This window comes from Elizabethkingia bruuniana (assembly GCF_002024805.1).
In the GTDB taxonomy this organism is placed as follows: Bacteria; Bacteroidota; Bacteroidia; order Flavobacteriales; family Weeksellaceae; genus Elizabethkingia; species Elizabethkingia bruuniana.
Map to the genome: position 1 here is coordinate 4,343,799 of NZ_CP014337.1, position 25,288 is coordinate 4,369,086.

Sequence of the window (25,288 nt, forward strand, 5' to 3'; positions counted from 1 at the left end):
TTTTAATTTTATAGAAAAGTCTCTTGTATAGAACGGTTGCTATAAATGAAGTAGAGAATGCCGTTCAGGCAAAAAAATAATGAAGATGGAAGTAAACAAAGAATTAATCAGTTATATAAAAGCAAGTGAGCTACCTAAGATAGGTAATCCTGTCTCTGGAGATTTAATACATGCACAGGGGGATAATCTTAGTGCAACCCCAATTAGTTATTTTATAGATAAAATTAGTAGCGGTATCTATGGAAGACTTACTACATCAACTGTAGTATCAGGCACTGGTTATTATAAATATGATGTAGCACAGGCCGGAACCTATACTAATATAAATCCAGCTATTACGATTACCCAGCAAGAGTTGGATGAAAACTTTGTATTTGTAACGGTAAATAGCGGAGTAGCAGAAAAACTATTGAGTAAGAAACCTAACTCAAAGGTTGATACATGGATTTCAAAAACTTATGAAAAAACAAATCAGGTATTTCATAACGGTATAATCTACGAGGCTGTTGCAGATATACAGGCAACTGATGTGCCAGGTGAATCCGATAAATGGAAATTAATCATGGCTGGTTTTAGCTCCATAGGCAATGCTAATTTACTGGAGTTTGCCACAAAAGATGGATCAGGCCTTTTCACTATTGATAAAGATGGTTATTTATGGGCTAATTATGCTCCAAATTCAATTTCTAAAAGTATAATACAAGGTTTACCAGATGATATAAAAACATTATATGAAGGCGCTTTTAAAAAGGAATACAAATTAGACCTTCTGCAAATACTTACTAAAGATGGATCTGTAGGTATTTCTCAGGAAAGGGATGGGACGATATATATTCCCAGGTTAAGAACAGATGATCTAGATTATAACAAGATAAAGCCAGAAATAAAAAAAGAGATATTTAATGGTGCCTTTTATGATATACCTGAGTTAAGTCAATTAAAATTGAATTTCTCCATAACGTTTCCAGTAGACTTGGGTGATGTTCGGAGAGGAACTGTTGATTTTATGATTGGCGAGAGAATATTATTTACTGCCAATTGCGAAATATCCGTACAAGGAAATTATTCCGCTTCGTGGATGGTTCCCAAAAAGGGTTTTACTTTAGATTTATTCAATGCTGATTGGAAAAAGCTGAAAGTTAAAACAGGGAAATTGCCTGCTTTAGATTCATTCCATTTAAAAGCCTATTGGACGGATGCAAATAAAGTTAAAGAGTTATTCAATATGAGATTGTGGAAGCAATTAATTTTGTCACGCCCATATCCGGAAAGTTCATTTAAAGTTTTAAATCCAAGCATCAGCACTTCATTAGAGCAGTCTATAAATTCTTCTGAAGCTCCTTTTGTACTTGATGGTACACCTACAGTAGTTTTAAATCAGGGCTCATTTATGGGGTGTTACATCCTTAGAATGAAAAAGCATGCAGCTGTTTTTGCTTTAGATACTAAAAATCAGAATCATATACTATTAGATTCTCAAATTTATAATGTCGGAATAGGTAATAAATCTGCTTATGCTACTTATGAAGGTATAGCAACTGATTACGAATTAAGGAGTCCTAAGGCCCCATCACAAAAAGCAAAAGATAGCATAAGCAGATTTTTTGGATATATGCGAGATGTGTATGAGGGTAGAAAAAGTTTTTCCGGAACATATCAGGATTATTTGGTATTGAATGGATGGATTGATTTTTTATTACAATGCGAATTAATAGGACATTGGGACGCTATAGTAAATAATGCAATGTATATTACATATGATGGTATTCATTGGATGCCTGTATTAATAGATACAGATTTTACACTAGGTGTAGCTGAAGTTCCTTTTGGAAAAGTTCAACCAGCTCCAACGGGTGCTAATTCATGGTACATAGGAAGCAAAGATATATTTCCAAAATTCAGAACGCAGTTATTGCCAGAAATAAAGGCTAGATACGCACAAGTTAGAAATACAATTTTATCAATGGAAAACATGACTAAACTGTTAACCAATATAGGTAGTTCATTTAGCCGATCTGATATAGAAACCGATTTAAAAAAATGGGGAGTTGTAACGCTTCCTGAAGCAATAGAGAGTACAGATAATATTCTAAGATTCTTACAGGATAGAAAAGACTTCCTGGATTCAAAATTTTTATAAACAATTATGAAAACATTAGTATTAAAAGGATTAGATAATCCAACAAAATTACTACCTCCTGCAAATAGTTTTGTAGTTAAGGTTGTTAAAAAAGGAAATGGTACAGGGACTGGTAAGATAGGATTTGGATTCAATCCGTGGCAGCAGCAAAGGACTCTTAAAATAAAAGGAGGTGTATTTATTCTGCCTGACAACACAGAAGTTACTGAGATGTCAATACCTTCCGATCCTAATAATCAAAAGAGATACAGGCTAGATGATGAATACGGGTATATTTCATTCAGCTATTTAGACTCTTTAGATAATTTAACTATATTTAGAGAGTATACTGCCGAAAATACTGTAAATAGCCCAGAGGTAGACTATAATTTCACAATGCATAATCTTTATGATAGAAATTTAGTTTTTCAGAATAATAAAAACTTTAATAGACCAATATGGGGATTAAGATTTAGTAAATACATTGGCACTTTTATACCGGGCCAAGGTTGGACTAATGCCCAAAGTATGATGATGTTGTTTCAGGAGATGCCGGAGTTTAACCAGTCAGTAAGCCATTTAGTGCCTAGTGATGCAAAATTTACCTCTTATTGGTTTGATAGAGCTTATAAATTTAATCAGCCTTTGGACATGTGGGATATGTCCGGTGTGATAGATACGGGGGTAATGTTTAGGCAAGCGTATGCTTTTAATCAAGATATTACAATGTGGGACGTGTCTAATGTTTTGTCAATGGATTCTATGTTTTTAGACGCAAACTCATTTAACCAGGATGTTTCTAAATGGAATTTTAATAAAGAAGTTAGATTGAATAATTTTCTAACTAGATCAGGCTTGGATTCAGAAAATTATGGTAAGCTTCTTAAAAAACTAGATAGTATGGATTTTTCTACAAGAGTAGAGCCAAAGGTCTTAGGTGCAGAAGGGTTAACCTATTTAAAAGTCTATCAGGCGAATAAGGATTCTTTAGTTGCCAAAGGTTGGTCTATTGCCGATGCTGGTGCATCATTTCAATAATTAATATTCTCATACTATGAAGTATACAAAAGAAGATGGTCAATATTATAAAGTAATGCAGGACGGAAGGTTTATAATGTTTGGAGAATTAAAATATGACTATGATGAATTAAATATTATTGATGAAATAGTTTTCATTACTAAAGAATGAATATATGAATTTAACAAGTGAAGATACTTTAAAAAAAACACTGAATCAAAAGTAGAAAACTTCAAATGTTAATAAGGATTTCGGAAAGAATTGTATTGTTACAGGAGAAAAAAATATAATTTTATTAATTGTCCCCCCTGTATGGTATGTACGCTTGTCTCAATATAGATGGTGAGATTATATGGATATTTGCAATATTAAATATTAGTAGCAGTCAATATTCTTTATATTAAAGAAGAAGCAAAAGAGTTGATAGTTAATGTTGTCGATGTTGTTGGAAATCAATTTATAATTAGCATATTTTGAGTTGAAATAAGAACTAACAGAAAGTATTATAAATTAGATATAGTAGAAAAATAAAAAGAGAATCATTCAGATTCTCTTTTTTTTGTGGAGCTGGAGGGATTCGAACCCTCGTCCAAACAGGCAATACATAAGCCTTCTACATGCTTAGTTTTCTATTAATTGTCGGGAAAAAGCAGTGAGAAAACGCACAACTTTCACCTTATCTTCTGAGATTTTCGTGTACAAGCCGAAGCTTCCTGTACCTTATTTCCGCATTACTATATCCCGGAATCCAACGTCGCAGAACGAGACGATGGCGAGACATCTTGCTTCCTTACTATCTTCGGGAAACGCTTGAATCTACTAAACTTCGATTATTAAGCTGCAAGAGCGAACTCTTCGTTGCCAGTTAAAATTCTGTAGCAAGGGATTAAAGAGATCGCGCTACGGTTCTCTGCATGCTTACTTACCCATTGGTCCTGCTGTCGAAACCAGTCAGCCCCGTGATAAGGATTGCAAAGATAAGAAAAATACTCCATAATATAGAGTTTACCCACATTATACTGTTCTGTTTTCTAGTTTATCAACTCTAAATTTTACCTGCCACATTTCCTATATTCTTTTCCTGTTATGATTGTAGCTTTCTTAATTTCTGTCAAACTCTGTTAATTCGGGTTAAAATACTTTTAGAATTCCTTTTTTAGAATAGTTTTGGATAAAACTTATTGCGGGTGAGGCTAACTTTATTCTTTATCTTTATTTTTTTGCCGTTTTTTAATGTTGTACACGCTCAGCAGCGCATTAGCGGGTATATATATGATGAAACAGGAAAGAGTCTTTCAGGAATCAGGGTTTATAATATAACCACAGGAAATGAAATAATATCGGGAGAACAGGGCAACTTTAGTATTATTGCCAGCTCCGGAGATGAGTTGAGGTTTATTTCTGTTCATTTTGAAAGAGCTTTCAGAATAATTTCACATGAAGATTTTGGCAAAAACTTAACAATAAAGCTTACTTCTGTAATACGGGAAATAGAGAAAGTAGAATTAGGATTTAAGCCTACAGGAGATTTTTTGAAAGATATAAACAGGCTGCCCCGAAATAAGAAAAAAGAAAGTATGGACGAACATATAAAAGAATCCATAGCTTTGGGCGAAAATAAGATGATAACAAAACCTGTAGCAAAAATACCTGAATCATTCGACTATACAGGAATCGTAAAAGGAGGCTTTCCGGTTGGAGATATAAGGGACAGAAGAGATAAATATCACCTGATGAATTGGATAAGAGAAAGCTTAGGAGAAGATTATTTTGCATCAATGCAAATTCCGCAGTCCAGAGTCGACAGATTTATTTCTTACTCATTGGCAGGGTTTGATATCTCAAAATTATTAAAGTACGGAATATATACCGATCAGGATCTAACAAATATAAAAGTGCAGATGGAAGAAAAAAAGGATGATTTTATAAAGGCAATTAAAAAAACAAATGAAACAAGATAAAGCTATTGAAAAACAAATGAAAAAGTTATTATTGTTTCTATCCGTTTTCTTATTCGTCTGGGGAAAAAGCCAGATGAACTTTTCTGGTAAAACAATAAATGATGAAGGGCAAAATCAGGGTGGAATACAAGTGTATAATATGAGAACCGGAATTTCTGTTGTCTCAAATTCCGATGGGGATTTCAGTATAGATGCCCGTCCGGGGGATGAGGTACGCCTGGTTTCCACACATTTTGTACGCACAAATATGATACTGACCGAGGAAAGTTTTAAAAATAAACAGACCATACAGCTGGCTCCATTTGTAAAAGAAATTGCAGGAGTGCAGCTTGACAAAATATCTATGAAGGAGCGTGTTGCTATAATGCAAAACAATATAGGCCTTCCTCCTCCACCTAAAAAACCAAGAGAAGTACCGCCACCTACAGCAAAACAGGTAGGATCTTTAAGATATGCTCTGAGTAACCTTAACCTGAATAACCTCTACAAAAATTTGTCCGGAGATGCCCGCCGTATGCGATCTCTCTACCGCTACGAAGATGCCGAAGAAAATCTCACATGGGTAACAGAGAGCCTGGGTAACGATTACTTTGAAGAAAATAAAATACCTAAAGACAGGCAAAAAGAGTTTGTCCAGTTTGTTATGGGAAAAGAAAACCTGCTTACTCCGATTAAAGCCAGAAATATTGCAGCTGTAGAATTTGCGCTCTCCCGATATGCACCAGATTTTATAAAACTTATTGATCAGAAAGGCCCGTGAAACAAAAACTACTTTTTATACTCTTTTTTATCAGTTATAGCTGTATTACAGCACAAACCTTTGTTTCAGGAAAAATACTGAATGAAGAAGAGTCTCCCTTGCCGGGTGTTCAGATTTTCAATATGCAGAACAAAAAAGCAGTTTATACAGATGCAGAAGGCCGGTTCAGGATTGAAGCTTCTATAGGAGATGAAATAAGAATACTGACAAATCAATACAACCGTAGAGAAATAATTGTATCCGAATCTACTCTGAAACAAGAACAAAACATAAAAATGAATCCCTCTGTACGGGAAATTGCCGGGGTAAATATTCTCTCTAAATCACAGATTGAGAATATGAAAAGTAAAATTGGTGTTCCCGGACCACCTGAAAAGCCAAGAGAAAAAGTTCCTGAGGTTTTTCGGAATTTAGTATTACCACTACTCGGAGGTACCATTAATGTGGATAATGTTTACAAAATAGTATCCGGAGATGCCCGCAGAATGAAAGCCTTATATAAATACGAAGACCAACGGGAATACCTGACGAAACTGGCAATGCTGCCAGGAGATGACTTCTGGGAACAAAGTGGAATTCCTTTGGAAAAACGCACAGAGTTTATACAATATCTTCTGGGCAAAAAGATTATTACCGGAAAGCTATCCAAAGAACAGCTGGAACTGGCAGCTTTGCCTTTTACAGAAGAATTCAGAAAACTAAAATCCAATCCATAATATGAAGCCAATTCTATTTTTTATGCTTATTGCTATCCCTTGGAGCACCCATGCACAAAGCCTTCTGATAGGTAAAGTTGTGGATGAAAACGGAAATGCGATTCCCAATGCTTTTGTTATTAACATGAAAAACAATCAGAATCTTCTTGCTGATGACTATGGTATCTTTAGTATCAATGCTAAGCAGGGAGATGAAATAAGGGTACTTGCAAACAGATTTGAAAGACAAAGCAAAATACTAACAGCTGATGACTTCAAAGGAAAATTCATGATTAGCTTACTACCGCGCATTCAAACTATAGAAGAAGTAAAAATTGGGTACAAACCAACGGGACATTTGGAAACTGATTTAGGGAAACTGTACAGGGACAAAGAGTTGGAAGATCTCAAAAAAAAGCTGACAATGGCTCTTAATATGGCTCCTGATCCTAATGAAATCAGACCTACCCTTCGTATCCCTTCCACTTTTAACAATCAAATTCCCCTTAGCGGAGCCAGCATAGTCATTGATCTTTTTGGCAAAAGAAACAAACCCAAAAAAGTAAAGAATGATCCTGCATTGCGTATGATAAATAATGTTGGAACTATCTACAGTGCTATAGGCACACAGTTTTTTGAAAACCTTGGTATTCCTAAAGATAAGGTAACCGGCTTTATTGTTTTTGTACTGAAAAAGAACAATCTGGAAAAAGAGCTTAAAGAAAACAATTACAATATTATCCGCAATACCATGAGTGATAATGCTGCAACTTTTTTAAACGGGTTACAACAAAAATCTGTAAATTAGACAGATATAACACCAAACTAATGAAAAATTACATCACCGTAGGCATTGCAGCATTAGGTCTTATTATTGCTGCAGCATTTCTGGGAAATGCAATTAAGAACAGAAATAAATCTCAAAACACTATATCTGTAACCGGGCTAGGAGCAAAGAAGTTTACTTCCGATCTTATTACGTGGAGTGCTTCTTTTTCCAAAAGCGGTTATCAGCTACAGGAAGCCTATAATAATCTGGCAGCAGACCGTCAAATGATTCTGGATTATCTGAAGTCAAAGGGCGTGAAGTCTGAAGAAATTGTATTCTCTGCTGTAGATATCCAGAAACAATATGCGCAGGTTACAGATGCTAATGGCAGTTACCGACAAGGAGAATTTGCTGGCTACAACCTTACCCAGTCTGTTTCTATAGAGTCCAAAGAAGTGGGTAAAATTGAAAATCTTTCCAGAACCGTCACCGAAATTATCAACAAAGGGATAGAACTTACTTCTTCCCAACCTATGTATTTTTATACCAAGCTTGCTGATGTAAAACAACAAATGATTGCAGATGCAACCAAAGATGCCAGAGAAAGGGCTAAGAAGGTTGCAGAAAATGCAGGTTCAAGCCTCGGCAGCCTAAAAAAAGCAAGCATGGGGGTTATACAGATTACAGCACCTAATTCCGGAGAAGACTATTCATGGGGAGGTGCATTCAACACCTCTTCCAAAGAAAAAGAAGCCAGCATTACTATCAAATTAGAATATCAGGTAGATTAACGTATTAAGTTTTACATTGTATATGCAAACCTTAAAACTTATACGCTACCATTACTCCGCCACGATAAGGAATCCATTCACCACTTTTATTCCAGTTGTCGGCATCGTCATATCTTTCACGTGGGGATTTGGAACCATCCCAGCCATGATAGAAACCTTGTGAATTTCCACCACCCAGATACATATCAAGATTCCAGTGATCATTTATTTTTAACTGATATCCGACACTGGCACCAAGCATAACATTAAATCCTTTTTGATACAGGCTGGTATTCCAGTAATTCCACTTTTGCATATCATAGACAGCCATACCCATATTGGCTCCTACATACCATTTTTCCATAGCTTTCGAGAAATAATAGCGGGTTTCCAGGTGCCCCATATAAATTTGTAAATGTCTTCCTGCAAAAGATTTCCACGGAGAAATGAACAAATCTGCCTGTCCAGTCCAATGCTGACTAAAAGCATGTTCATATCCTATATTAATCATTCCTATGGGAGCAAAAAGTGCATTCCCTTTAATCTGATTTTTATATTCCTGGGCATATGCTGTATTGGCTATGGTTGCCAGCATAAAAATGCTAAGTATTTTTTTCAATTTTAAATTTTTATGCAAAGGAGTGAAATTCTGAACTTCCCGGCAATGGTGCAGGCTATTTCTAATGTAATTCTAATATGGTGCTTTATAAAAGAAAAGACTCAGGTTCCGAACCCGAGTCTTAATATTAAAAGATAATCTGATTTTGTTCAAAAGATTCTATAAACCAAAATTTACAAAAATGCTGAAACGTGATTTTGCTTCAATATCTCCACCGGCAAGGCGGGTATAAGCAGGTAGCATAAGCTCTGAACCCAGGCTCCATTTCTGATAAGAAACCTCAAAGCCGAGTTTCCCATATAATGCACTTCCGGCAGTATTGGGCATGTTTTCCCCAAATTGTTTATTCCGGTCATAAACCTCACCCTGTAATCCTAGTTTACCGGATAAAATACTATTCTCATTGCGCCATAATCTGTAAAATCCGGTTACCGCATAATTCCACTGATTGCCAAACTGATAATGTTTTTTATTTTCAGTTTTAATGGTATAGTCCGTATTGATAAGCAGGGCAAACAGGCTTTTTTGATATTTGTAACTCAGAGCCATCTGATAGTCCCAACTTCCGGTACCTAGCTGAAAACTAGGGTTGACTCCGGTAATTCCCTTTTCATCGAATTTACCCAGAGGAATCTTTATTCCGATTCCTCCGTTCAGCTGGTGGTAAGAATCTTTTGACACTAGTATCTGGTATATTCCCATTACGTTCGCATCTCCTATTCCGCTGATTCTGATATCTCCCTGCATTGTTTTTTTGTTGTGGAAATGATAGGGGATACTTCCGTAAATACTGAGTTTTTGCGTTACAGGTATTTTCCCCCATAACTGAATTGTATTGAAATACTGATCTTGCGTTAGCTTATCTGTAAACAGGTTTTCTTTTGCGAGGTAATGCTGAGAAAAATATTTTATACCAACAAACTGAGGATTCAGTAGGGATTCAAATCCTGAAGAACCATTTCCGGCAGCACACCCACAGGCATCACAATCATCATCCATCAATACAAAATGTTCATATCGGGGATTGGCAACCATAGCAATGCTGTCTTTGCCTGATTCAGCATAGATATTGGTAATACTTACCAACCCAATAAATATTAAAATTATCTTATTCATTTTGAGAGTCATTTTATTCCGAAAACTTCGGATTGGTTATAAAGTTTTTATCACTTAAAGTCTTTAGAAATGCAATAATGTATTGCTTGTCATCATTTGTCATAGGAATCCCGATATGCCCGTTCTGTTTCAGAAGTGGATCCAGATTAGGCTGATCTTCTACACTATCCGAGTAAAAGTTCAATACTGCTTCCAGTGAATAAAACCTGCCGTCGTGCATATAAGGCGCTGTGTATTCTATATTCCTGAGACTGGGAACCCGAAACTTCATATAATCGGCAATGTTAAGTGTTACTCTGTATCTTCCTTTATCATCGAACTGAGCATTGTAATACATTCCTGTATTTCTGTAGCTTTCATCCGTAAACAATTCTCCTGAATGGCAAGAAGCACATTTCTGCTGAAATAATGAGAAGCCTTTTGATTCTTGCTGCGTAAAAGACACTTGCCCTTTTCGATACTGATCGTATTTGGAATCAGCAGAAATCATTGTTGCCATAAACTGGGACAAGGCTTTCAATACTCTTTCCCCTGTGATATTATCATCTCCGAATGCAGCTCTGAACATTTTTTTGTAATTAGAATCCGCACTTAGTTTTCCTGTTACTTCAGGCATAGAACTGTCCATCTCGAAATCTGTTGTTATAGGGACTAATGATCTTTCATCCAGATTATGGCTTACACCATCCCATGTATAATTCCTGAGAAATGCCATATTCTGAATAGGTGGTGCATTTCTTATTCCCAATCTGTCGTCGATACCGTGACTAACGGTATGTCCGTGATGGGTAAAGGCATATTCCTGTATATGACAGAATCCGCAGGAGATTGTATTATTCCGGGAGAGTTTTCCTTCGTAGAAAAGCTTTTTGCCCAGTGCGACTCCGTTTACTGTAATAGGGTTTCCAAGAACATCAAAGGTCATTTTGGGAAATCCTTCTGGAACATTCAGTTGATATGCTTCGTCCTTATTGACAGAGAAACCTTCATACTCATTTTTACAGGACATAAATGTCCATAAAACAAGAAACAAAAGAATCCGGAGAGGGGGAAATGACCCTCTTCCGAATTGTTGTAAAAGATTAATCATTATGGACATGATCTACCCTGAACATTTTGGTTAAATTATTGGTAACGTTTACCAGATGCTGGTTAGATCCCATAGCCATCTCATTATCTTTATTCAGGTTTAAGCTGGCTTGTCCGCTCAGATACTGATTAAGATCTGCCAGAATATGTATGGAAGGTTTGATGTTTTTGGTAACCCTGGCTGTCATAGGCAGGTCCAAAGTAATTTCTCGATATAAATCAGCAGTGTTATTAGCAGAAGTATTTCCCATATTTCCGCAATGGTTCATAAACTTGGTATCCGGAGTTGCTGATCCGTAATTGCCTTCAAGTTTCGTGAAAATATATCCGGCAGCCCACGACCATGCCATTCCTGCAGCTTTTGCCTTTTGCCAGAAAATACCTTGCCCGTCCTGTCCCAGAAGGTAAGACGACTGACTGATACCAAGTCCGAATCTGATTTTTTTATAGTTATTCCGTGGAATATCTGCCAGATCAATATAGACAATTCCTGCCTTGGCTTCAGCCTGATCTATGATAAAAGCACCTTTGTCCGGGTTATTGTAATTGTATTTAAATTCTTTTCCACTTTCATCTATCAGCACAATATTGCTCACAATATATTTTAAGGTGGTGAAATTATGCTTCTGTCCGCCAGATGAAGTCTGGGCAGTTTGGCCCAGTACAATATCTCCCAGATTATTAAAGCCGTTTTCAAATTTTATCTGCAGATTTCCGGGAGTGGTATCTTCCGTTTCTGTGCTGTCACTGTTTCTGCAGGAGGAGAGGATGAATAAGGTGATACCAATAAATAATAATGATAAAAGTTTATAAATTTTCATTTGTTTTCGATTTTTAAAGTTTTCAGTTAATGCTATATAAAGCCATATGAGATGTATTCCGGCCTTTTGTCCGGAATATATTGTCAGAGAGTTTTCTATTGAAATTTCTCTTTAATATTTAAACGCAAACATTAAAAAACGGGAGGTCTGAAAATGTGTTTCAGGAAGAGATAATGGTAATTCTCTTTGTAAATGTTTTTATCTCTAATCGTAAGTATATAATATCCTGTCCGAATTTCTGAGATTTCAACAGGAAGGCAGAGATCGGTTATTTTCTGACCCTGACTTTTTGTTTTTGATGACTGAGCGTCATCCTGTGCATTTTTGGCCAGTTCTTTTTCCAGGTAACATTTACCATTGCAATGCAATTTTGGATTGTTTTTGTTTATACAAAGCTCTTCCGAAATATAATTATAGTTCACAGCATAGTCCAGCACCGGCATTAAGGGCTTAAAGACGAGATAAAAAATGAAAAATATGTTGAGAATAAGCTTCATTTATTCTATAATACGATTTTCTGTTCCGTTCAGGCAGAACAGTTTTTTTAGAAGATTTGAATAATAGATTCTAAGATTGTATATAACAATCCAGCAGAGAACGGTGTCCCTGAGGTTTTCATATCTATTGTGTCATAAATACAAAGTGAGATACACTCTCTTCTTAAGAGAAAGAATAAAAATATGGGTGAAATCAGATTAAAGGAGGATGAAAGACATCCGAGCAGACTAAAAAATGATAAAATGAGTTATAGAATGAGCTGGGCTCAATTTGTTCTGTGAAGTATTTTGTGGGAAAGTCAAATGTAAAGATCTGATCTGTTAGAAAAACATCTGTAAAGCCGGAACTAATCTTTAGATTATTTTGTTTGGGTACACTTTCCGAAGTTTTAGCCAATTCTTTTACCAGGTAACATTTCCCGTTACAAAGCAGTTGAGGCTTGTTCTTGTTCTCGCAAAGCTTTTCCGAAATATAGTCATAGTTTACTGCATAGTCTATCAATGGCAATACCGGACGTATTGTAAGCATCAATATTATAAATGCGGGCAGTATAAACTTCAATGAAACTATTTTGCTGCAAAAATAAACAAATAACATTTATCAATACACAAACTGTGAAATGTCATATTTTTTAGGAAAGCTGAGATTTATCGTTGTGTATGAATCATCAAATCAAGCATCTTGAGAGCCTGTTTAAATTTATAGTTAAGACTCTTCGACAAGCTCAGAGTGACATCGCTTATCCAAAATATCTTCCTTTAGAGGTGTCAGACTGAGTTGAGTTTATAGGGAGCCTGACGAACTATCAAAGCCTAATATTATTTTGAATTAAAATTTAAACAGGCTCTGGTTCTTTAATAAAAAAATCAAAATTATTTTCAGATAAATTTTAATGCGTCAAGTTTTGACGCTACGCCCATTTACATTTGCCTCATCAACATAACACAAGGGTTGATAAAATAAAAACACAAAAAAAAATAAATGAAAATATAATGCGACGAGTTTTGGCGCCACGGGCGCTGATCTTTGTCGGAGAATAGAAAACCACCAATTACAAATTATGAAACCAGAACCATTAACTACAAAAGAAGAGTTGTCTCAGAATATTTCTCAGATACTCAGCGAGCAGGAGAAAGCCGAACTGGATTTCGAATTTTACCTGAACGAATTGGAAGAATTCTTTATGAATGATTTCAAAGAAACAGAGATTCCCGAAGATGATCATCCAATATATTAAAGCACATATAACCCTTAAAAAAACACAAATTATGAAAGACCCGCCAATGATGATGTACTACCAAAAAAAATACAGTACAGAAATACAAAAAAAACAAAAGAACATTAACAATCCAATTTAAAAATTCACAATTATGACATCAAAAACAGAATTAAAAAGTTATTTCGAAAACGGGGATATCCCTAATCAGGAACAGTTTTGGGCATGGATGGACAGCTACTGGCATAAAGACGAAGCCATAGATCCAGATGCTGTGCAGTATACCAATTCACAACCCACAGTATATAAAGTAGGCGGAGTTCCAACAGGTACAACCTTTGAGAACATGCCAATTAAGCAAGTCTTAGACTATATTTTCTATGGTAAAGTAGATTTAACAAGTACCGAGATTAAATTTAAAATCAGAACAACTCAGGCTAATGAGAGAGTACCGGTTGCTATGCTAAGAACTGCTGCAGAGGTTGCACAGGCAAAAGTGAACTATGGCGACGGAAAAGAAGAAATGGTAGTAGTTCCAACTTATAATGGCTCAGAATCCTGGACAGATGGAGACGGAAATACCCATTATGTTGACACCGGAAATACATTCTATCATGTATATGAAACCGCGGGTGATTATGAAATTACGATCAACGCAGAGGCCAATGTAAGTTATGCAAGATTCTGTGAAGGACTTACCAGAAATTCTCAGGGTTATTTTGAACCCACAACCAACAATTATATTGTTGAACTATCCAAGTTCAAATCGAACTCATTAACCAATCTGGATTATACCTTTGCAGGTCTATCGCAAGCTAATGTAACGGCAGACTTTAAGGTGGAAACCCCGGAAGTAACTACTATGTATTCTTCGTTCTATGGCTTTGGAGAAGGCCGAGAGTTTGAATCTTTCCCGGCGGATATGCTATCACAGATTACCAAACCAACAGGATTAGTAGGAACATTCTTTAGAGCAGGTCTTAAAAAGCTATTACCGGGATTCTTAGACAGTTTCTTCAATCTGGAAACAGTATTCGAATGTTTTAAAAATTCTAAACTGGGGAAAGGATATTATCAGGATGTTTATCCTTGGGATTACAGAGACAAGCATTCCATAGATCCTGCATATGACTTTATTCCGGTATCATTATTCTGGAAAAATCCGAAGCTGAAAGATGTATCTCACTGCTTCAACTATATTGGTGAAGGCTGGTTTGGAAACCTTACTTCAGGATACTTAGCTTATAATGTGGTAAGAAGAGAATTATTCTGGAATGGAAAATCCTTAGGCAATACCAAAGGAACTATTGAGAATGCATTTTATATGTTTGCGAAAAATAACAGAATCCTTTGTGAAGCCAATATCCTGAAATATGCCCCTGAAATGAAACATATCGGTGGGATGCTTACACAGACCAACCAGGTTTCTCATGCAATCAGCTGGGGCGGAATGATCCCTATTGCGAAGAATGAAACGATTTCTATTCGCTCTTATGATGGTGGACAGCCTGTTGAAGTAGAAGGAAATGGCTTAACATACGATCTGAATGTGATGTTCCCGGAAGCAAGTTATCCGAAGATTCTTACGCTGAATGGTGCATTTACAGTAGCAGCAACTGCTGACACTTACGGCTTTAACCATCAGATAGATTATAATGGAAGTGCCAATCCCGTAGTCATAGATCAGAGTTTCAACGGAGCTGCATTCTTAGCCAAATTCCCAAATGCTACAGCCGGAAGTGTGGATAATTATGCTAAAACAATGCTTGGGCAGTCTGGTGGTTCGGAAGCTGATAAGTCCGATGGTCGAAACGGTGTATTCTTTATGCTGGATCAGGATAGCAGAATCACAGACAAAGCAACAGTGCCTGCATTAGTATTCAATAATGCGATTCCATATTAAGAATGTAGCAATGTAATAATGTATCAATATAACAATGAGATAAGACTACAATAAATCAAAATTACTCATTGCCAATTGCTCATTATTTATTATCCATTGCCCATTTTAAATCATCAATAAAATTTTAAAGATCCCTTAAAAATTGATCTGAAAAAGGTCAACAGGGAGAACTATGTCTAAAAATCAATAAATATTAATATTATGAACAACAATCAATCATCACAAACATTATTCAGATTTGTGAGCCAGAGAAATGCACAACTTATAGAATCAGAAGAGAAGATTACGTTTATTAATCGTTCAAAAGCTATAAAGAGTGTTTTCGATCAGGCAATTATCCAGTGGGCCAATCAGAAATCCCCGGGTGTTACAAAGCTCGATGCATTAACAGCTAAGGCAAAAGAACTAAAACAAACACAGCAAATTCAATTATTTACAAAAGCCGATGAGGTTGCAGTTGCAGCAGGTAGCTTTTATAAAGCCGGAAAGCAACTGGCTGTTGAAAGTAAAATCTCACCAGAATTAGAAGCTGAGCTGAAAGCCTACTTTAGTATAAACGCTAATGGAGAAACAGAATTGATATCAACGGCCCCTCTTAACTTAGTCAATATCTGGGACAATTTTATTTATCAGGTTGTAACTCAGGAAAGTTTCTATGTTAAAGAAGCATTGTCACAGGTACTTAAAGCCTATAATTATATTAAAAATATTGTTCCAGAGGGAGTCAATAAAGAAGAGGTATTAAAGCAGGCTCTAGATGCAAAAGTAGTACTATCGCCAGTACTTTTCCTGGATGAATATCCTGTGGAGCAGGATCATGCATTTCAGGTTAATGTAAGTAATATAGGGACAAGCTATATCTCTGCAAAAAATACGGTTAAAGCTGTTCCTGTTTCTTCAGAGAATATAGATCTTGTTAATGCCGACACAGCTCGAAAAGCAAATGCTTTAGCAGCTAATTATTACAAAGAGAATCTAAGAAGCCTTAAAAAAGATCTGGAGAAAGCTAAAAAAAGTTATGATGCAGGTTATCATAAAGCGTATAAAGCTGCTTTAAAAGAACATCAGGCGACTTTGCAGAACCCTGACCGTTCATTACAGGCTTCGGTGCCTGAAAATTTCAGCTTTAAGTATGAGGCATCACCAACGGATGCATCTTTCCTTTCTAATAAGCTATCCGAGAGTTCCCTACAGGCATTGGCAATGCTTATAGATAATGGCGACTCTGTGGAAATATCTGCGATGGGTTTAAGGGAGTCTGATACTATCAATTCAGACTTAGGACTGGTATCAGAAGAGTATGAGAATTTGGACGGAATTATAGCTGTTGTAGATGAACAAATCCACAGTTATAATAAGCAAATTAATGATAACACAGTAGTTATACGAGAAGAATACACCAGCATTGGAGGGGTATTGGTTCCGGTTGCTGGTAATTTAGTTGCAAGTGCTGGAGATACAAAAAGCTTTACGGCGACAACCGTAGCCAAAAGTAATACAGAGTGGTCAGTTTTATTAGAGCTTAGCGATAAAGCATTATCTGTTATAAGTGCTAATTATCAGGCTTCTGTGGGAACTGTTCCTGTGTCAGATTCTTCGGCTGTATTTGTACAGGATGGAATTTATAAACTATTTAGTAATAATTCTATTCCTGTCAATAATTCAGGAAGTAATGGATTTACTATTCAAGGTGAAGTAGTATTGTCAGATAATAAGGTGTATCAGCTGAATTTTACGATGATCATTAGTTCATATGGAGATAGAGATTATATAACAAATGCTTTCCCTTACACTGGTAGTGGAGGTCTGTACATTGTTGAAGAAACTCCAGAACAAAAAGTGTACGAAGGAGAGGTTTGCGCATCTAATCATCCATCGGGACAAAATATCGTAGCAGTAAGTGCTTATTTAAAAATACCATCTACGACACTTGTTAACCTTGGTGAATATAGATTGATGAATGGAGGTAAGGTTGTGAAGTCAGGTCATGTTCAGGATTGGTATGTAACAGTCAATAATGTAATACAGCTGCACGATTTATTTGACAATACACTTACTCTAAATGAATTGCAACAATCAACCAAATTTGTTTTTGATGCCTCTATCAGCGGAAAGTTTCAGCAATTGGTTTTAGAAAATTTTAATACCCTGAAATGTGCTACAGGTATATTTAAAGATGCTCAGAAATCAAATGAAGATTCTGATGGACAAGTCTTTATTCCTAAAGGATTTGGAATCAGAAGACTGGGAATTGCAGATTACCTGAAAGTAGAACAGTCTACTCATGCCTATGTAGAAGGCGAAGTAGCTAATATTGAAAATATCATGGCTCGTGAGTACCGTGATAAATCTACCAGAAGGTTACGCAGAAGTGAAAACACAACAACGACTTCTAAAGAAACCGAACAGGAAAAGCTAACGGATACAACTACAGCGACCCGTTTCGAAATGCAAACGGAAATTGCCAGAATGTTACAAGAATCCAATGATTCTTCAGTAAGTACATCTTCCGGATTTTCAAAATGGGGTGCGAATTTTAATATTGCATCAGCCTATGCCAATCACCGTTCCAAAGAAGAGAGTACCCGACAGGCAACTACCCAGGCACAGGATATTACACAACGAGCAATGGACAGGGTCGTGAGCAAGGTACGTGAAGAGCGTATTGAAAAAATTGTTGAAGAGTTTGAAGAAAATAATTCCCATGGTTTTGATAACCGTAAAGGCGATAAACATGTGGTAGGGGTTTACAGATGGGTAGATAAACTGATGAAAAATCAGATTTTTAACTTCGGGAAACGGATGATGTTTGAATTTATGGTGCCACAACCATCCAATATTCATAATCTTGCCTCATCCTCTATCAAAACAGCCAGAGTGATCTCAAAACCTATAGATCCGAGAACCTATGAAGTCGATTTGGGTAAAAAGTTGGACAGCTACGAGAAAATCAATGCGACAACTATAAGTTTCTGGGGCTCTATGTATAGCGTAGATCTGATGAATTTATCGGAAGAAATCAGTATAGGTAAAGCCTTCTCTTTTGAAGTCATTGGAGACTCCAATGAAGATGCTGAATGGGATGAAATAAAATCTGAGAATGTCATGTTGCCAATTCCGGAAGGCTTTGAAGCCTATATGGCAAAAGTATATGCCTTCGGTCCAACGTATAAAGGAGAACAGGTAGTGGGTATCCACACTATTGTAGGGAATTATAAGTTTGATACCTCTTCTAACTCTCAATATCAGAATATTGGAAGTTTTGTAGATGCAGTTCCTGTTTCTTATTCACAAATGGGCTATCATACGGGGAGTATTAATATCGATGTGAAATGTCGAATCACCAATTTAGGGAAAATAAAAGCTTACAATGCAATTATCGGAGCCTATGAAGAAGCGATGGTTATCTATAACCAGGCAATTGCTGAAGAAGAAGCCAGAGCTATAAATATTAAAGAAACGAATGCCAATTTCTACCGTCAGATTGAACAGGATGTATTGAAGCATAACTGCATAGCTTATATGGTGGATCCAAACTTACTGGGAACCAAACTTTTTGATGTGAACGAAAAAAGTTTAGAGACCTATGAAGTGATCAAGAAGAAGATATTGGACGATTATGCTGCTCTGGTTAAGTTTATGGAACAAGCTTTTGAGTGGGATATTATGTCATATAATTTCTACCCATACTTCTGGGGAAATAAGGCCGATTGGAAAACCCTTTATCAGTCTGAAAGTATAGATCCGTTATTCCGTTCTTTCTTACAAAGTGGTATGGCAAGAGTAGTTGCAACAGTACGTCCTGGCTTTGAAGATGCTGTACAGTTCTATATGTCTACAGGTAAGATCTGGAGTGGTGGTGAAGTTCCAGTAATTGGAGATCCTTTATATCTGTCTATTGTAGATGAAATGCGTGAGCCAATGGGTGAGAAATATGGAAAAGCGTGGATTACCCGTATACCTACACCACTTACCATTCTTCAGGCGGAAAGCATAGGACTGAAAGTAGAACACGCTCTTCCGTTTACACAGGAAGATCCAAAAGATTTTGAAGATCCAAAAGCACTGATTACAGAAAGTAATTTCGAAAAGAATGATGCTACAATGCAGGCTCCTGAAAGTAAAATGGTAGGTAGTATGGAAATCAATAATGATTATCTCCAGCTGACCACCAAGGACGATCCTAAGCAGGTTGTTGCTCAACTATCACTGGATGATCTGAAAGAAGCTCTTCAATAAGCTTTATAATAACTATCAGAGAGGGCGGTGTACTGCCGCCCTTTTTTATTAACATCAAAAAACTGAAAAATGAATTATAAAGAATATTTAGAGGACTTTGACGAGAATAGTAAAAAAATACTATTGTCTTCTTTAGATGAAATTATTCCTGTTCAGAGGTTGCAAAATAAAGACTATGGTAATTTTCAAAACGTAATGGTTGGAAATGATTCTCCTGATTACAGAAGTCCATTCCATGATTACAGAGAAACTCCTTTAGGCTATTCTTATCTTACAGATGATCCTGTTTCTGGTTTTCCTTTTACCGGAACCAATAATAAGGGGGAAAATGGATATGAATACAGAGCGGGAGTTTTACCCTGCGAAAATGGTTCACAAGTATTAGAAAGCTATAACTCTAATCCAAGAGAAAAACAAAGTCTGTTTCTTTTTTATGAAAAACCTGATCCAAATAAATCCAATTTTGCGGGAGACTTTTACATTGCTAAAATGGGAGAATATTTTGTAAGTCTTTTCAAAAAATTTCCAGAACCTTTACCTTCCAGTATTGGAGGAAAATTTTTCAAAAACATTACTTCTATGGAAGATGAAGCAGGTTATTTGGCTCAACTCGCTTATACTTATGAACATGATAAAATAGATGCTACTCTTGTACATCAGGCTTTAATGAGAGAATATCAGGTCTATACAGGGGACAAGAGGTTTGAAGAGATTATTGGAAATATTTCTTCCATTCCTGCCGATGCTATTGGATGGTGTGCAGAAAAGCTGGAAGCTCTGAAACCAACAGAGAAAAACTACAATCCGGAAGCCAGGGATTATTCTCCTTTAATTCCAATAATAGGAGGTATTTCAGTTTCTGTGAATATAACCAAAGCAGCAGATTTTTTTGAAAATCTGGGAAATAATCCTTTTGTTCAGGGAGCAGAAGCTGCATTTTCAAAAGTATGGTCAATTGTTCAACAGGCTGCAAATAAGGTAAAAAATGCTTCTGTTGACCATTTACCGGATTCCTTTAAAAATTTGATAAAGAAAATTACAGGAATTGTCAATAGCATTAAGACCTTTTTATCAGAGGTCAAAGATCTGGTCACAGATTTGGCGGAAAAAGGAATTGAATTTTTAAAAATTCTGAATGCCTTCAATTGCGGAGTATTGAATGGTTTAGTAGGACTGGTGCAATGTATTCTTTATATATTAGAGTTTCTTTTACAGCCTACAACGGCATTTTCCTATACACAATATCTGGAGAGAAGAGATTTACTGGAAAAAGCAGAAGATGTAATAGATTGGGTAAGTGAGAATGCTCCAAAATTTCTGCAAGGAATCAAAGACCTGTTTAAAGCAAGCGGAGATTTGTCTTTATTGGATTTGGAAGGAATGTTAGACAAAATGAAAGAATACTTTGGAAATATTTCCCGTTATACTATAGCTTTTTATGTTGGAGTAGTTGTCTTTGAAGTATTGATTAATATTCTTCTTCTCGTCTTCACAGAAGGGGTTGGAAATGTAGTAAAGGGAGTGACTTATGTACAGAAAATAACAAACACGCTTAAAGTTTTGATAAGAGAGACTGTATCTGTGGTTACAATGGGTGTTACAGATTTACTGGCTTTCCTTTCAAAATTTATGGTTAGTTTTGGGAAAGCATGTGCTAAAGGATTTAAAGGTTTTATCAAATGGATAGAAGATCTTCTTGCAGGTGCGAAAAAAGGAAAGAACATAGATGATGTATTGAGTGATTTAGAAAAATATAATACAAAAGCGGATCCAGTCGTGGAATTATTTGGTCCGGGATTTAATTCCCATCCAAGAGAATGGTCTAAATTAATAAAAGAATTAATAAAAAATAAAGTTGAAATTATTTATAAAGATTCTGAAGCTCTTGCTTATGTACCAGGATATTCAAAAGGAAAGCCAGGGCAAATAATACTAAATAAAGAAGCCTCGTTTTCTGCATTATTACATGAATTTGAGCATTTTGTTACAGACAAGAATGCAGGATATTTAGGTTTTGAAGGAGTTTATGACCCCAATTTTAGGACTATGTCTGAGATTATTAGTTATGAGAAGGAAATTGATTTTGTTAAAAAGAATGGAAATAATTCTGAAATTATTAATCGTTTGAAAATTAATTTAAAAGAAGAGGTAGATGATTTCTCTAAAAGAATAGGTGCTCCAACAGATAAAAAGATATTAGAAAAATTAGATAATTTATTAAAACATTAAAAATTATGATACCAATCAAAGAAGAGTATGATAAAGTCTCCAATAAAGAATTACTGCAAATTATTTCTAAAAAAGAAAAATTAAATATTAACTATTATCCTATACTAGCTAAAAGAATGAAAGAAGATTCTAGATTCGAGAAATTTTTATTGACAGAAATTAGCTCAGAAGATAATATTAATGAGATATTCTTTGGATTTGCTAAAATTGCATGGATTCCATTATTATCAATTATAGAATATAGTACATCTAACTTTATAAACAAAGGAATAATTGAATTTAAGAAATGGTCAGAAACGGAAAAGGAAATCTTTCTGAATTACATTAAGAATGAAAAAAAAATAATTAAATATTTTTAGTTCAATAAAAACATTAAATAAATTTTAAACCACTTTTATGTTCTTAAAAGTGGTTTTCCTTTTGGAAGGGCTTGAGCAAAGGATTTAAAGGTTTTATCAAATGGATAGAAGAACTCCTTACAGGGACCAAAAATGGAGCTAAAGTTGATGATTTAATAGGGGAAGTATTTGAAATTGAAGGAGTTGTTGTTAAAGTAAAGAAAATAAATGCTTATTCTATTAGTGAATTAATAAAAATTCTTGAAAAATCGAATATACATAAATTTTATAATTATTCGGATTTTAGACTAATAGCAGGAAAAGGGCAAAGACTAGATATGACCTTACAGGATTTAGCAGGTTTCATAAAAACAGGAAATATTAAAGAAATAAGAACTGGGGAACTTCTAAATCAAATGGACAATTATATAAAAATAGTCCTTAAAAGAGGTTACCCTTTTGGTTTTAAAAGTTTGAAAGATTTTGAGAAATTTTATGAGGAAATTAGAAAAATAGTAATTTCAAAATTAGAAATTGAAAATTTTGAAATAATTATTCAGGGATCTTCAGTAAGAAAAATAAATCCAAAGGATATAGATGTGGGAATTTTAGTATCAGAAGATGTTTTTAATAAATTGATTAAAAGAGCATTTGGTAATCCATTGGAGGGAACTGCTAAGCATAGAGGAATGTTACATGCTTTAGAAGTTGGAAAAATAACGTCAAGTTATGCAAAGCTAAGTAAAGATAGAAGATTACTTGAAAAGATTTTTGGTGAAATAGATCTTTCTGTTATCTTAGAAAAAGGGATTTTTGACATAAAACCAAATTTAAAAAAATAAAAATATGAAAGATTGTTTAATTTATACAAATATAGAAGAAAATTCAAAATTATTTTCCCATGAAATACAAGATATAGTTAGTGAAAATGGGGAAACATTTTTGGAAAAAAACAGCGACTTTGATTTAAAAAAATCTAAAAATTTCCCTGATGGTTTCTTATATTTTAGAAGTATTTTGGAAATAAGTATTAAAGACGATTCAGATGAAATACTTATTATTAATAGTATTTTAAATCTTTTATGGAACAATAATATTTCAGCAATAGCATCTTGTGACTTTGAAGATAAACTAATACATAAAGGAGGATATAAAAATCAATCTATCCCCTTTTAATTATAAAATACAGTTATAATACCACTTTTGAACAATAGTAAAAAGTGGTTTTTCTTTATTTAATCCATTAATTTTACCAAAGATGTGTTGACAAAAGCCGTTGAGTTTTTTTCTTTACTGATCCGGGAATTTAAGAAAGGTGTTAAGAATATTTTTCAGAAATTAGAGAAGCTTTTAAATGAAATCTTTGGGTTTGGAGATGAAGTGGTGGATAGTGCTTCTACACCGGCAGAGAGAAGGATAAAGAGAAAACAGGATAGGATAAAGAAAAGGCTTGAAAGAAAAAATAAGCCAGCCTCTTTTTTAGACAGGGGTAAGTATCTCGGACAATCTTTGAGTTTAGATGATTTATTCAAAATTGAAGACTATCTTCGAAATTTGAAAGTTGATTTTCAATTGGGAGAAGGAAAGGGAGTGTTTAATGTAAATGGTTATTATACAAAAAGCGGAAAGCCTGTAGTACTGGAATCTCATAACGCAGCAATGTTTATTACAGATGGTAAGAATATGAAACTTATCTTACGAGAAAATGCAACAATTTATGAGTTTCTGCATGAATTGATGCACTTTAGAGATTGTCAAAATTTAGGGCCAGCAGCTTTTATAGAAAAAAAAATAGTACCACGGGAAAAATTTGTCTATGATAAAATAGTAGAATACTCTAGATACTTGAATAGGGACGAATTAGAACATGCTGAATGGTATATGAACCAAAAATATTATGATTTTGGAATGACGGATAATTTAGGAAACCCCTTAGTAGAAAAATTGCCAATTGATTTAAAGAGTATTCCTAAGAAAAGACAAGGTGTAAGTATCAATAAAATAATAACTTTAAAATAATCCACATATGATCACAAAAGAAAAAGCTGTAGAAATAGCTATCGAATATGCTAAAACAAGAAACAGAAATTATATATATATAGAAACAGAAAGGGTAAATTATCAAGAAAACATTAGGATACCTCATGGGAAGTATTATGAACAAAAAAGAAGTGTTTATACAATTACTTGTCATAATGAAGGTTACTTGGATCCAATTTCTAATTATATTACTGTTGATGCAGAAAGAGGAGAAGTGTTATTTACTATAACCCCGCAAGGTTACGCCGAAGATTGGGAGGATTAGATAAAGAAAAACCGCTTCATTTGAAGCGGTTTTTTTTAAATTGAAAGTTTTAATTTTACCAAAGAGCCGTTGAGTTTTTTCATACCGTAAAATTATTATTTTAGCTCTGCCTGAAACGATTCGGGATTAGAGAGTATGTTGGACATTGAAGTCGTTTTCATGGAATAGGATGAAATCAAGGATTACAAATCCGCGATATCGAGGCAGTGGTAAAGGAAAATAAAAAAATAGAAAATGAAAAAATTCTTATTAATATTTTTAGGCGCTATTATTTTATTCTTGGCTTTTGGCTTTGTTGTATATGATGGTTACAAGTCATCTATTTTAGTGAAGTTAAAACAGCAAGATAGCCAGATTGAAAAAATATGGAAATCATTGTACCAGAAAAGTTCATCTCGTATTTTGGCAATAGAAAACCTCGCAAATAACTCAAATTGTGATAAAGTTATCATTGATAGCATTATTGACAAAAATAAAACTAATAGGAGTCTAAACCAGGTAGATGAATTATGGAATTTGGAATACGAAGTCAATAAGGCTTATTTAAATTTAGAGAAGTGTATTGAAGATCAACCTGATAGTAAAATTAAATTAAGCCCTTTAAAGCTAAATGCAGAAGAATTAAATAAAATTGTTGATGAGTACAATTCTAATGTTTTAGATTTTAATAAATATTATTCAACCTTTCCAAATTATATGTTTGGTAGCAAAGAAGGGATTAGAAGGAAAAAGTTTTTTTATTTGAAATACGGAGAAAATAATGAAGATTATTATAATCAAAAAAAGAAAACAGATAAATGGATTGAAACAGGGGAATGAAAGT

Annotated in this window: 25 protein-coding genes and 1 other RNA gene; 19 read left to right on the forward strand and 7 right to left on the reverse strand. The window is 34.9% G+C overall.

Features of this window, described 5'->3' with window-relative positions:
• The first annotated feature begins 85 nt into the window (after positions 1–85).
• From AYC65_RS20215 to AYC65_RS21220, 3 genes are read left to right on the forward strand one after another with little or no spacing between them, the layout of a single operon-like run.
• Positions 86–2,140, forward strand: a complete 2,055-nt coding sequence (locus tag AYC65_RS20215) for a CotH kinase family protein (protein ID WP_034870661.1) — start codon at positions 86–88, stop codon at positions 2,138–2,140.
• Between the two features lie 6 nt (positions 2,141–2,146).
• Complete coding sequence (locus tag AYC65_RS20220; RefSeq protein WP_052114754.1) at positions 2,147–3,157, forward strand: BspA family leucine-rich repeat surface protein; 1,011 nt, start codon at positions 2,147–2,149, stop codon at positions 3,155–3,157.
• A gap of 16 nt (positions 3,158–3,173) precedes the next feature.
• Positions 3,174–3,308: a hypothetical protein gene (locus AYC65_RS21220; RefSeq protein ID WP_257788230.1), complete on the forward strand. Its 135-nt coding sequence runs from the start codon at positions 3,174–3,176 to the stop codon at positions 3,306–3,308.
• A gap of 388 nt (positions 3,309–3,696) precedes the next feature.
• Here AYC65_RS21220 and ssrA read toward each other — a convergent pair.
• Positions 3,697–4,096: a transfer-messenger RNA gene (ssrA, locus tag AYC65_RS20225) on the reverse strand.
• 261 nt (positions 4,097–4,357) lie between these two features.
• Between ssrA and AYC65_RS20230 the strand changes: the two genes are divergently transcribed.
• Genes AYC65_RS20230 through AYC65_RS20250 form a run of 5 tightly spaced genes read left to right on the forward strand, consistent with a single transcriptional unit; the run spans position 4,358 to position 8,113 of the window.
• Positions 4,358–5,098, forward strand: a complete 741-nt coding sequence (locus AYC65_RS20230; RefSeq protein WP_234300418.1) for a carboxypeptidase regulatory-like domain-containing protein — start codon at positions 4,358–4,360, stop codon at positions 5,096–5,098.
• A complete protein-coding gene (locus tag AYC65_RS20235) occupies positions 5,085–5,858 on the forward strand; it encodes a hypothetical protein (protein WP_034870663.1) in 774 nt (257 codons plus the stop codon). The genes AYC65_RS20230 and AYC65_RS20235 overlap by 14 nt, the downstream gene beginning before the upstream one ends.
• Complete coding sequence (locus tag AYC65_RS20240) at positions 5,855–6,574, forward strand: carboxypeptidase-like regulatory domain-containing protein (protein WP_034870664.1); 720 nt, start codon at positions 5,855–5,857, stop codon at positions 6,572–6,574. Before AYC65_RS20235 ends, AYC65_RS20240 begins: the two co-directional genes overlap by 4 nt.
• Before the next feature lies 1 nt (position 6,575).
• Positions 6,576–7,361, forward strand: coding sequence for a hypothetical protein (locus AYC65_RS20245; protein WP_034870665.1), 786 nt, complete (start codon positions 6,576–6,578; stop codon positions 7,359–7,361).
• A 20-nt stretch (positions 7,362–7,381) separates the two neighbouring features.
• The gene (locus AYC65_RS20250) at positions 7,382–8,113 is read left to right on the forward strand and encodes an SIMPL domain-containing protein (RefSeq protein WP_034870666.1); all 732 of its coding nucleotides are present in this window, start codon (positions 7,382–7,384) and stop codon (positions 8,111–8,113) included.
• Between the two features lie 31 nt (positions 8,114–8,144).
• Here AYC65_RS20250 and AYC65_RS20255 read toward each other — a convergent pair whose 3' ends face one another.
• A complete protein-coding gene (locus AYC65_RS20255; protein WP_052114755.1) occupies positions 8,145–8,711 on the reverse strand; it encodes a DUF3575 domain-containing protein in 567 nt (188 codons plus the stop codon).
• A 12-nt stretch (positions 8,712–8,723) separates the two neighbouring features.
• Between AYC65_RS20255 and AYC65_RS21225 the strand changes: the two genes are divergently transcribed.
• Positions 8,724–8,849 carry a hypothetical protein gene (locus AYC65_RS21225; RefSeq protein ID WP_257788231.1) on the forward strand — a complete coding sequence of 42 codons (126 nt, stop codon included), beginning with the start codon at positions 8,724–8,726 and terminating at the stop codon, positions 8,847–8,849.
• A gap of 21 nt (positions 8,850–8,870) precedes the next feature.
• On the opposite strand, the gene AYC65_RS20260 is transcribed toward AYC65_RS21225, so the two are convergent.
• From AYC65_RS20260 to AYC65_RS20280, 5 genes are all read right to left on the reverse strand, one after another.
• Positions 8,871–9,827 carry a transporter family protein gene (locus AYC65_RS20260; RefSeq protein ID WP_034870753.1) on the reverse strand — a complete coding sequence of 319 codons (957 nt, stop codon included), beginning with the start codon at positions 9,825–9,827 and terminating at the stop codon, positions 8,871–8,873.
• 13 nt (positions 9,828–9,840) lie between these two features.
• A complete protein-coding gene (locus AYC65_RS20265) occupies positions 9,841–10,926 on the reverse strand; it encodes a cytochrome-c peroxidase (RefSeq protein ID WP_078674698.1) in 1,086 nt (361 codons plus the stop codon).
• On the reverse strand, positions 10,910–11,737 hold the full coding sequence (locus AYC65_RS20270; RefSeq protein WP_034870668.1) for an MbnP family protein: 828 nt from the start codon (positions 11,735–11,737) through the stop codon (positions 10,910–10,912). Before AYC65_RS20270 ends, AYC65_RS20265 begins: the two co-directional genes overlap by 17 nt.
• 131 nt (positions 11,738–11,868) lie before the next feature.
• The gene (locus AYC65_RS20275) at positions 11,869–12,234 is read right to left on the reverse strand and encodes a hypothetical protein (RefSeq protein WP_034870669.1); all 366 of its coding nucleotides are present in this window, start codon (positions 12,232–12,234) and stop codon (positions 11,869–11,871) included.
• Positions 12,235–12,427: 193 nt separating this feature from the next.
• Entirely contained in the window at positions 12,428–12,796 is a 369-nt protein-coding gene (locus AYC65_RS20280; RefSeq protein ID WP_034870670.1) for a hypothetical protein, read from the reverse strand.
• A 499-nt stretch (positions 12,797–13,295) separates the two neighbouring features.
• Here AYC65_RS20280 and AYC65_RS20960 point away from each other — a divergent pair, with 499 nt between their 5' ends.
• The 10 genes from AYC65_RS20960 (at position 13,296) to AYC65_RS20325 (ending at position 25,284) form a co-directional block, all read left to right on the forward strand.
• On the forward strand, positions 13,296–13,472 hold the full coding sequence (locus tag AYC65_RS20960) for a hypothetical protein (protein WP_164474828.1): 177 nt from the start codon (positions 13,296–13,298) through the stop codon (positions 13,470–13,472).
• 133 nt (positions 13,473–13,605) lie between these two features.
• A complete protein-coding gene (locus AYC65_RS20285; protein ID WP_034870671.1) occupies positions 13,606–15,354 on the forward strand; it encodes a PKD domain-containing protein in 1,749 nt (582 codons plus the stop codon).
• A 201-nt stretch (positions 15,355–15,555) separates the two neighbouring features.
• The gene (locus AYC65_RS20290; RefSeq protein ID WP_034870672.1) at positions 15,556–19,593 is read left to right on the forward strand and encodes a hypothetical protein; all 4,038 of its coding nucleotides are present in this window, start codon (positions 15,556–15,558) and stop codon (positions 19,591–19,593) included.
• 69 nt (positions 19,594–19,662) lie between these two features.
• Complete coding sequence (locus AYC65_RS20295) at positions 19,663–21,822, forward strand: phage tail protein (RefSeq protein WP_034870673.1); 2,160 nt, start codon at positions 19,663–19,665, stop codon at positions 21,820–21,822.
• A gap of 5 nt (positions 21,823–21,827) precedes the next feature.
• Positions 21,828–22,181: a hypothetical protein gene (locus AYC65_RS20300; RefSeq protein WP_034870674.1), complete on the forward strand. Its 354-nt coding sequence runs from the start codon at positions 21,828–21,830 to the stop codon at positions 22,179–22,181.
• Between the two features lie 71 nt (positions 22,182–22,252).
• A complete protein-coding gene (locus AYC65_RS20305) occupies positions 22,253–23,002 on the forward strand; it encodes a hypothetical protein (RefSeq protein WP_034870675.1) in 750 nt (249 codons plus the stop codon).
• A gap of 4 nt (positions 23,003–23,006) precedes the next feature.
• The gene (locus tag AYC65_RS20310) at positions 23,007–23,336 is read left to right on the forward strand and encodes a hypothetical protein (protein WP_052114757.1); all 330 of its coding nucleotides are present in this window, start codon (positions 23,007–23,009) and stop codon (positions 23,334–23,336) included.
• 87 nt (positions 23,337–23,423) lie between these two features.
• Entirely contained in the window at positions 23,424–24,179 is a 756-nt protein-coding gene (locus tag AYC65_RS20315) for a zincin-like metallopeptidase toxin domain-containing protein (protein WP_034870676.1), read from the forward strand.
• Between the two features lie 7 nt (positions 24,180–24,186).
• Positions 24,187–24,465 (forward strand): hypothetical protein, encoded by a 279-nt coding sequence (locus tag AYC65_RS20320; RefSeq protein ID WP_034870677.1) that lies wholly within the window; start codon positions 24,187–24,189, stop codon positions 24,463–24,465.
• Positions 24,466–24,699: 234 nt separating this feature from the next.
• Positions 24,700–25,284: a hypothetical protein gene (locus AYC65_RS20325; protein ID WP_034870678.1), complete on the forward strand. Its 585-nt coding sequence runs from the start codon at positions 24,700–24,702 to the stop codon at positions 25,282–25,284.
• Positions 25,285–25,288: the final 4 nt, after the last annotated feature.

Bases quoted from the DNA above. Each gene is read 5' to 3' on its own strand.
- AYC65_RS20285 (WP_034870671.1), top strand. From the start codon at position 13,606: ATGACATCAAAAACAGAATTAAAAAGTTATTTCGAAAACGGGGATATC.
- AYC65_RS20260 (WP_034870753.1), bottom strand. From the start codon at position 9,827: ATGAATAAGATAATTTTAATATTTATTGGGTTGGTAAGTATTACCAAT.
- AYC65_RS20295 (WP_034870673.1), top strand. From the start codon at position 19,663: ATGAATTATAAAGAATATTTAGAGGACTTTGACGAGAATAGTAAAAAA.
- AYC65_RS20245 (WP_034870665.1), top strand. From the start codon at position 6,576: ATGAAGCCAATTCTATTTTTTATGCTTATTGCTATCCCTTGGAGCACC.
- AYC65_RS21220 (WP_257788230.1), top strand. From the start codon at position 3,174: ATGAAGTATACAAAAGAAGATGGTCAATATTATAAAGTAATGCAGGAC.
- AYC65_RS20220 (WP_052114754.1), top strand. From the start codon at position 2,147: ATGAAAACATTAGTATTAAAAGGATTAGATAATCCAACAAAATTACTA.
- AYC65_RS20290 (WP_034870672.1), top strand. From the start codon at position 15,556: ATGAACAACAATCAATCATCACAAACATTATTCAGATTTGTGAGCCAG.
- AYC65_RS20300 (WP_034870674.1), top strand. From the start codon at position 21,828: ATGATACCAATCAAAGAAGAGTATGATAAAGTCTCCAATAAAGAATTA.
- AYC65_RS20265 (WP_078674698.1), bottom strand. From the start codon at position 10,926: ATGTCCATAATGATTAATCTTTTACAACAATTCGGAAGAGGGTCATTT.
- AYC65_RS20250 (WP_034870666.1), top strand. From the start codon at position 7,382: ATGAAAAATTACATCACCGTAGGCATTGCAGCATTAGGTCTTATTATT.
- AYC65_RS20960 (WP_164474828.1), top strand. From the start codon at position 13,296: ATGAAACCAGAACCATTAACTACAAAAGAAGAGTTGTCTCAGAATATT.
- AYC65_RS21225 (WP_257788231.1), top strand. From the start codon at position 8,724: ATGCAAAGGAGTGAAATTCTGAACTTCCCGGCAATGGTGCAGGCTATT.
- AYC65_RS20275 (WP_034870669.1), bottom strand. From the start codon at position 12,234: ATGAAGCTTATTCTCAACATATTTTTCATTTTTTATCTCGTCTTTAAG.
- AYC65_RS20310 (WP_052114757.1), top strand. From the start codon at position 23,007: ATGAAAGATTGTTTAATTTATACAAATATAGAAGAAAATTCAAAATTA.
- AYC65_RS20235 (WP_034870663.1), top strand. From the start codon at position 5,085: ATGAAACAAGATAAAGCTATTGAAAAACAAATGAAAAAGTTATTATTG.
- AYC65_RS20325 (WP_034870678.1), top strand. From the start codon at position 24,700: ATGAAAAAATTCTTATTAATATTTTTAGGCGCTATTATTTTATTCTTG.
- AYC65_RS20215 (WP_034870661.1), top strand. From the start codon at position 86: ATGGAAGTAAACAAAGAATTAATCAGTTATATAAAAGCAAGTGAGCTA.
- AYC65_RS20320 (WP_034870677.1), top strand. From the start codon at position 24,187: ATGATCACAAAAGAAAAAGCTGTAGAAATAGCTATCGAATATGCTAAA.
- AYC65_RS20270 (WP_034870668.1), bottom strand. From the start codon at position 11,737: ATGAAAATTTATAAACTTTTATCATTATTATTTATTGGTATCACCTTA.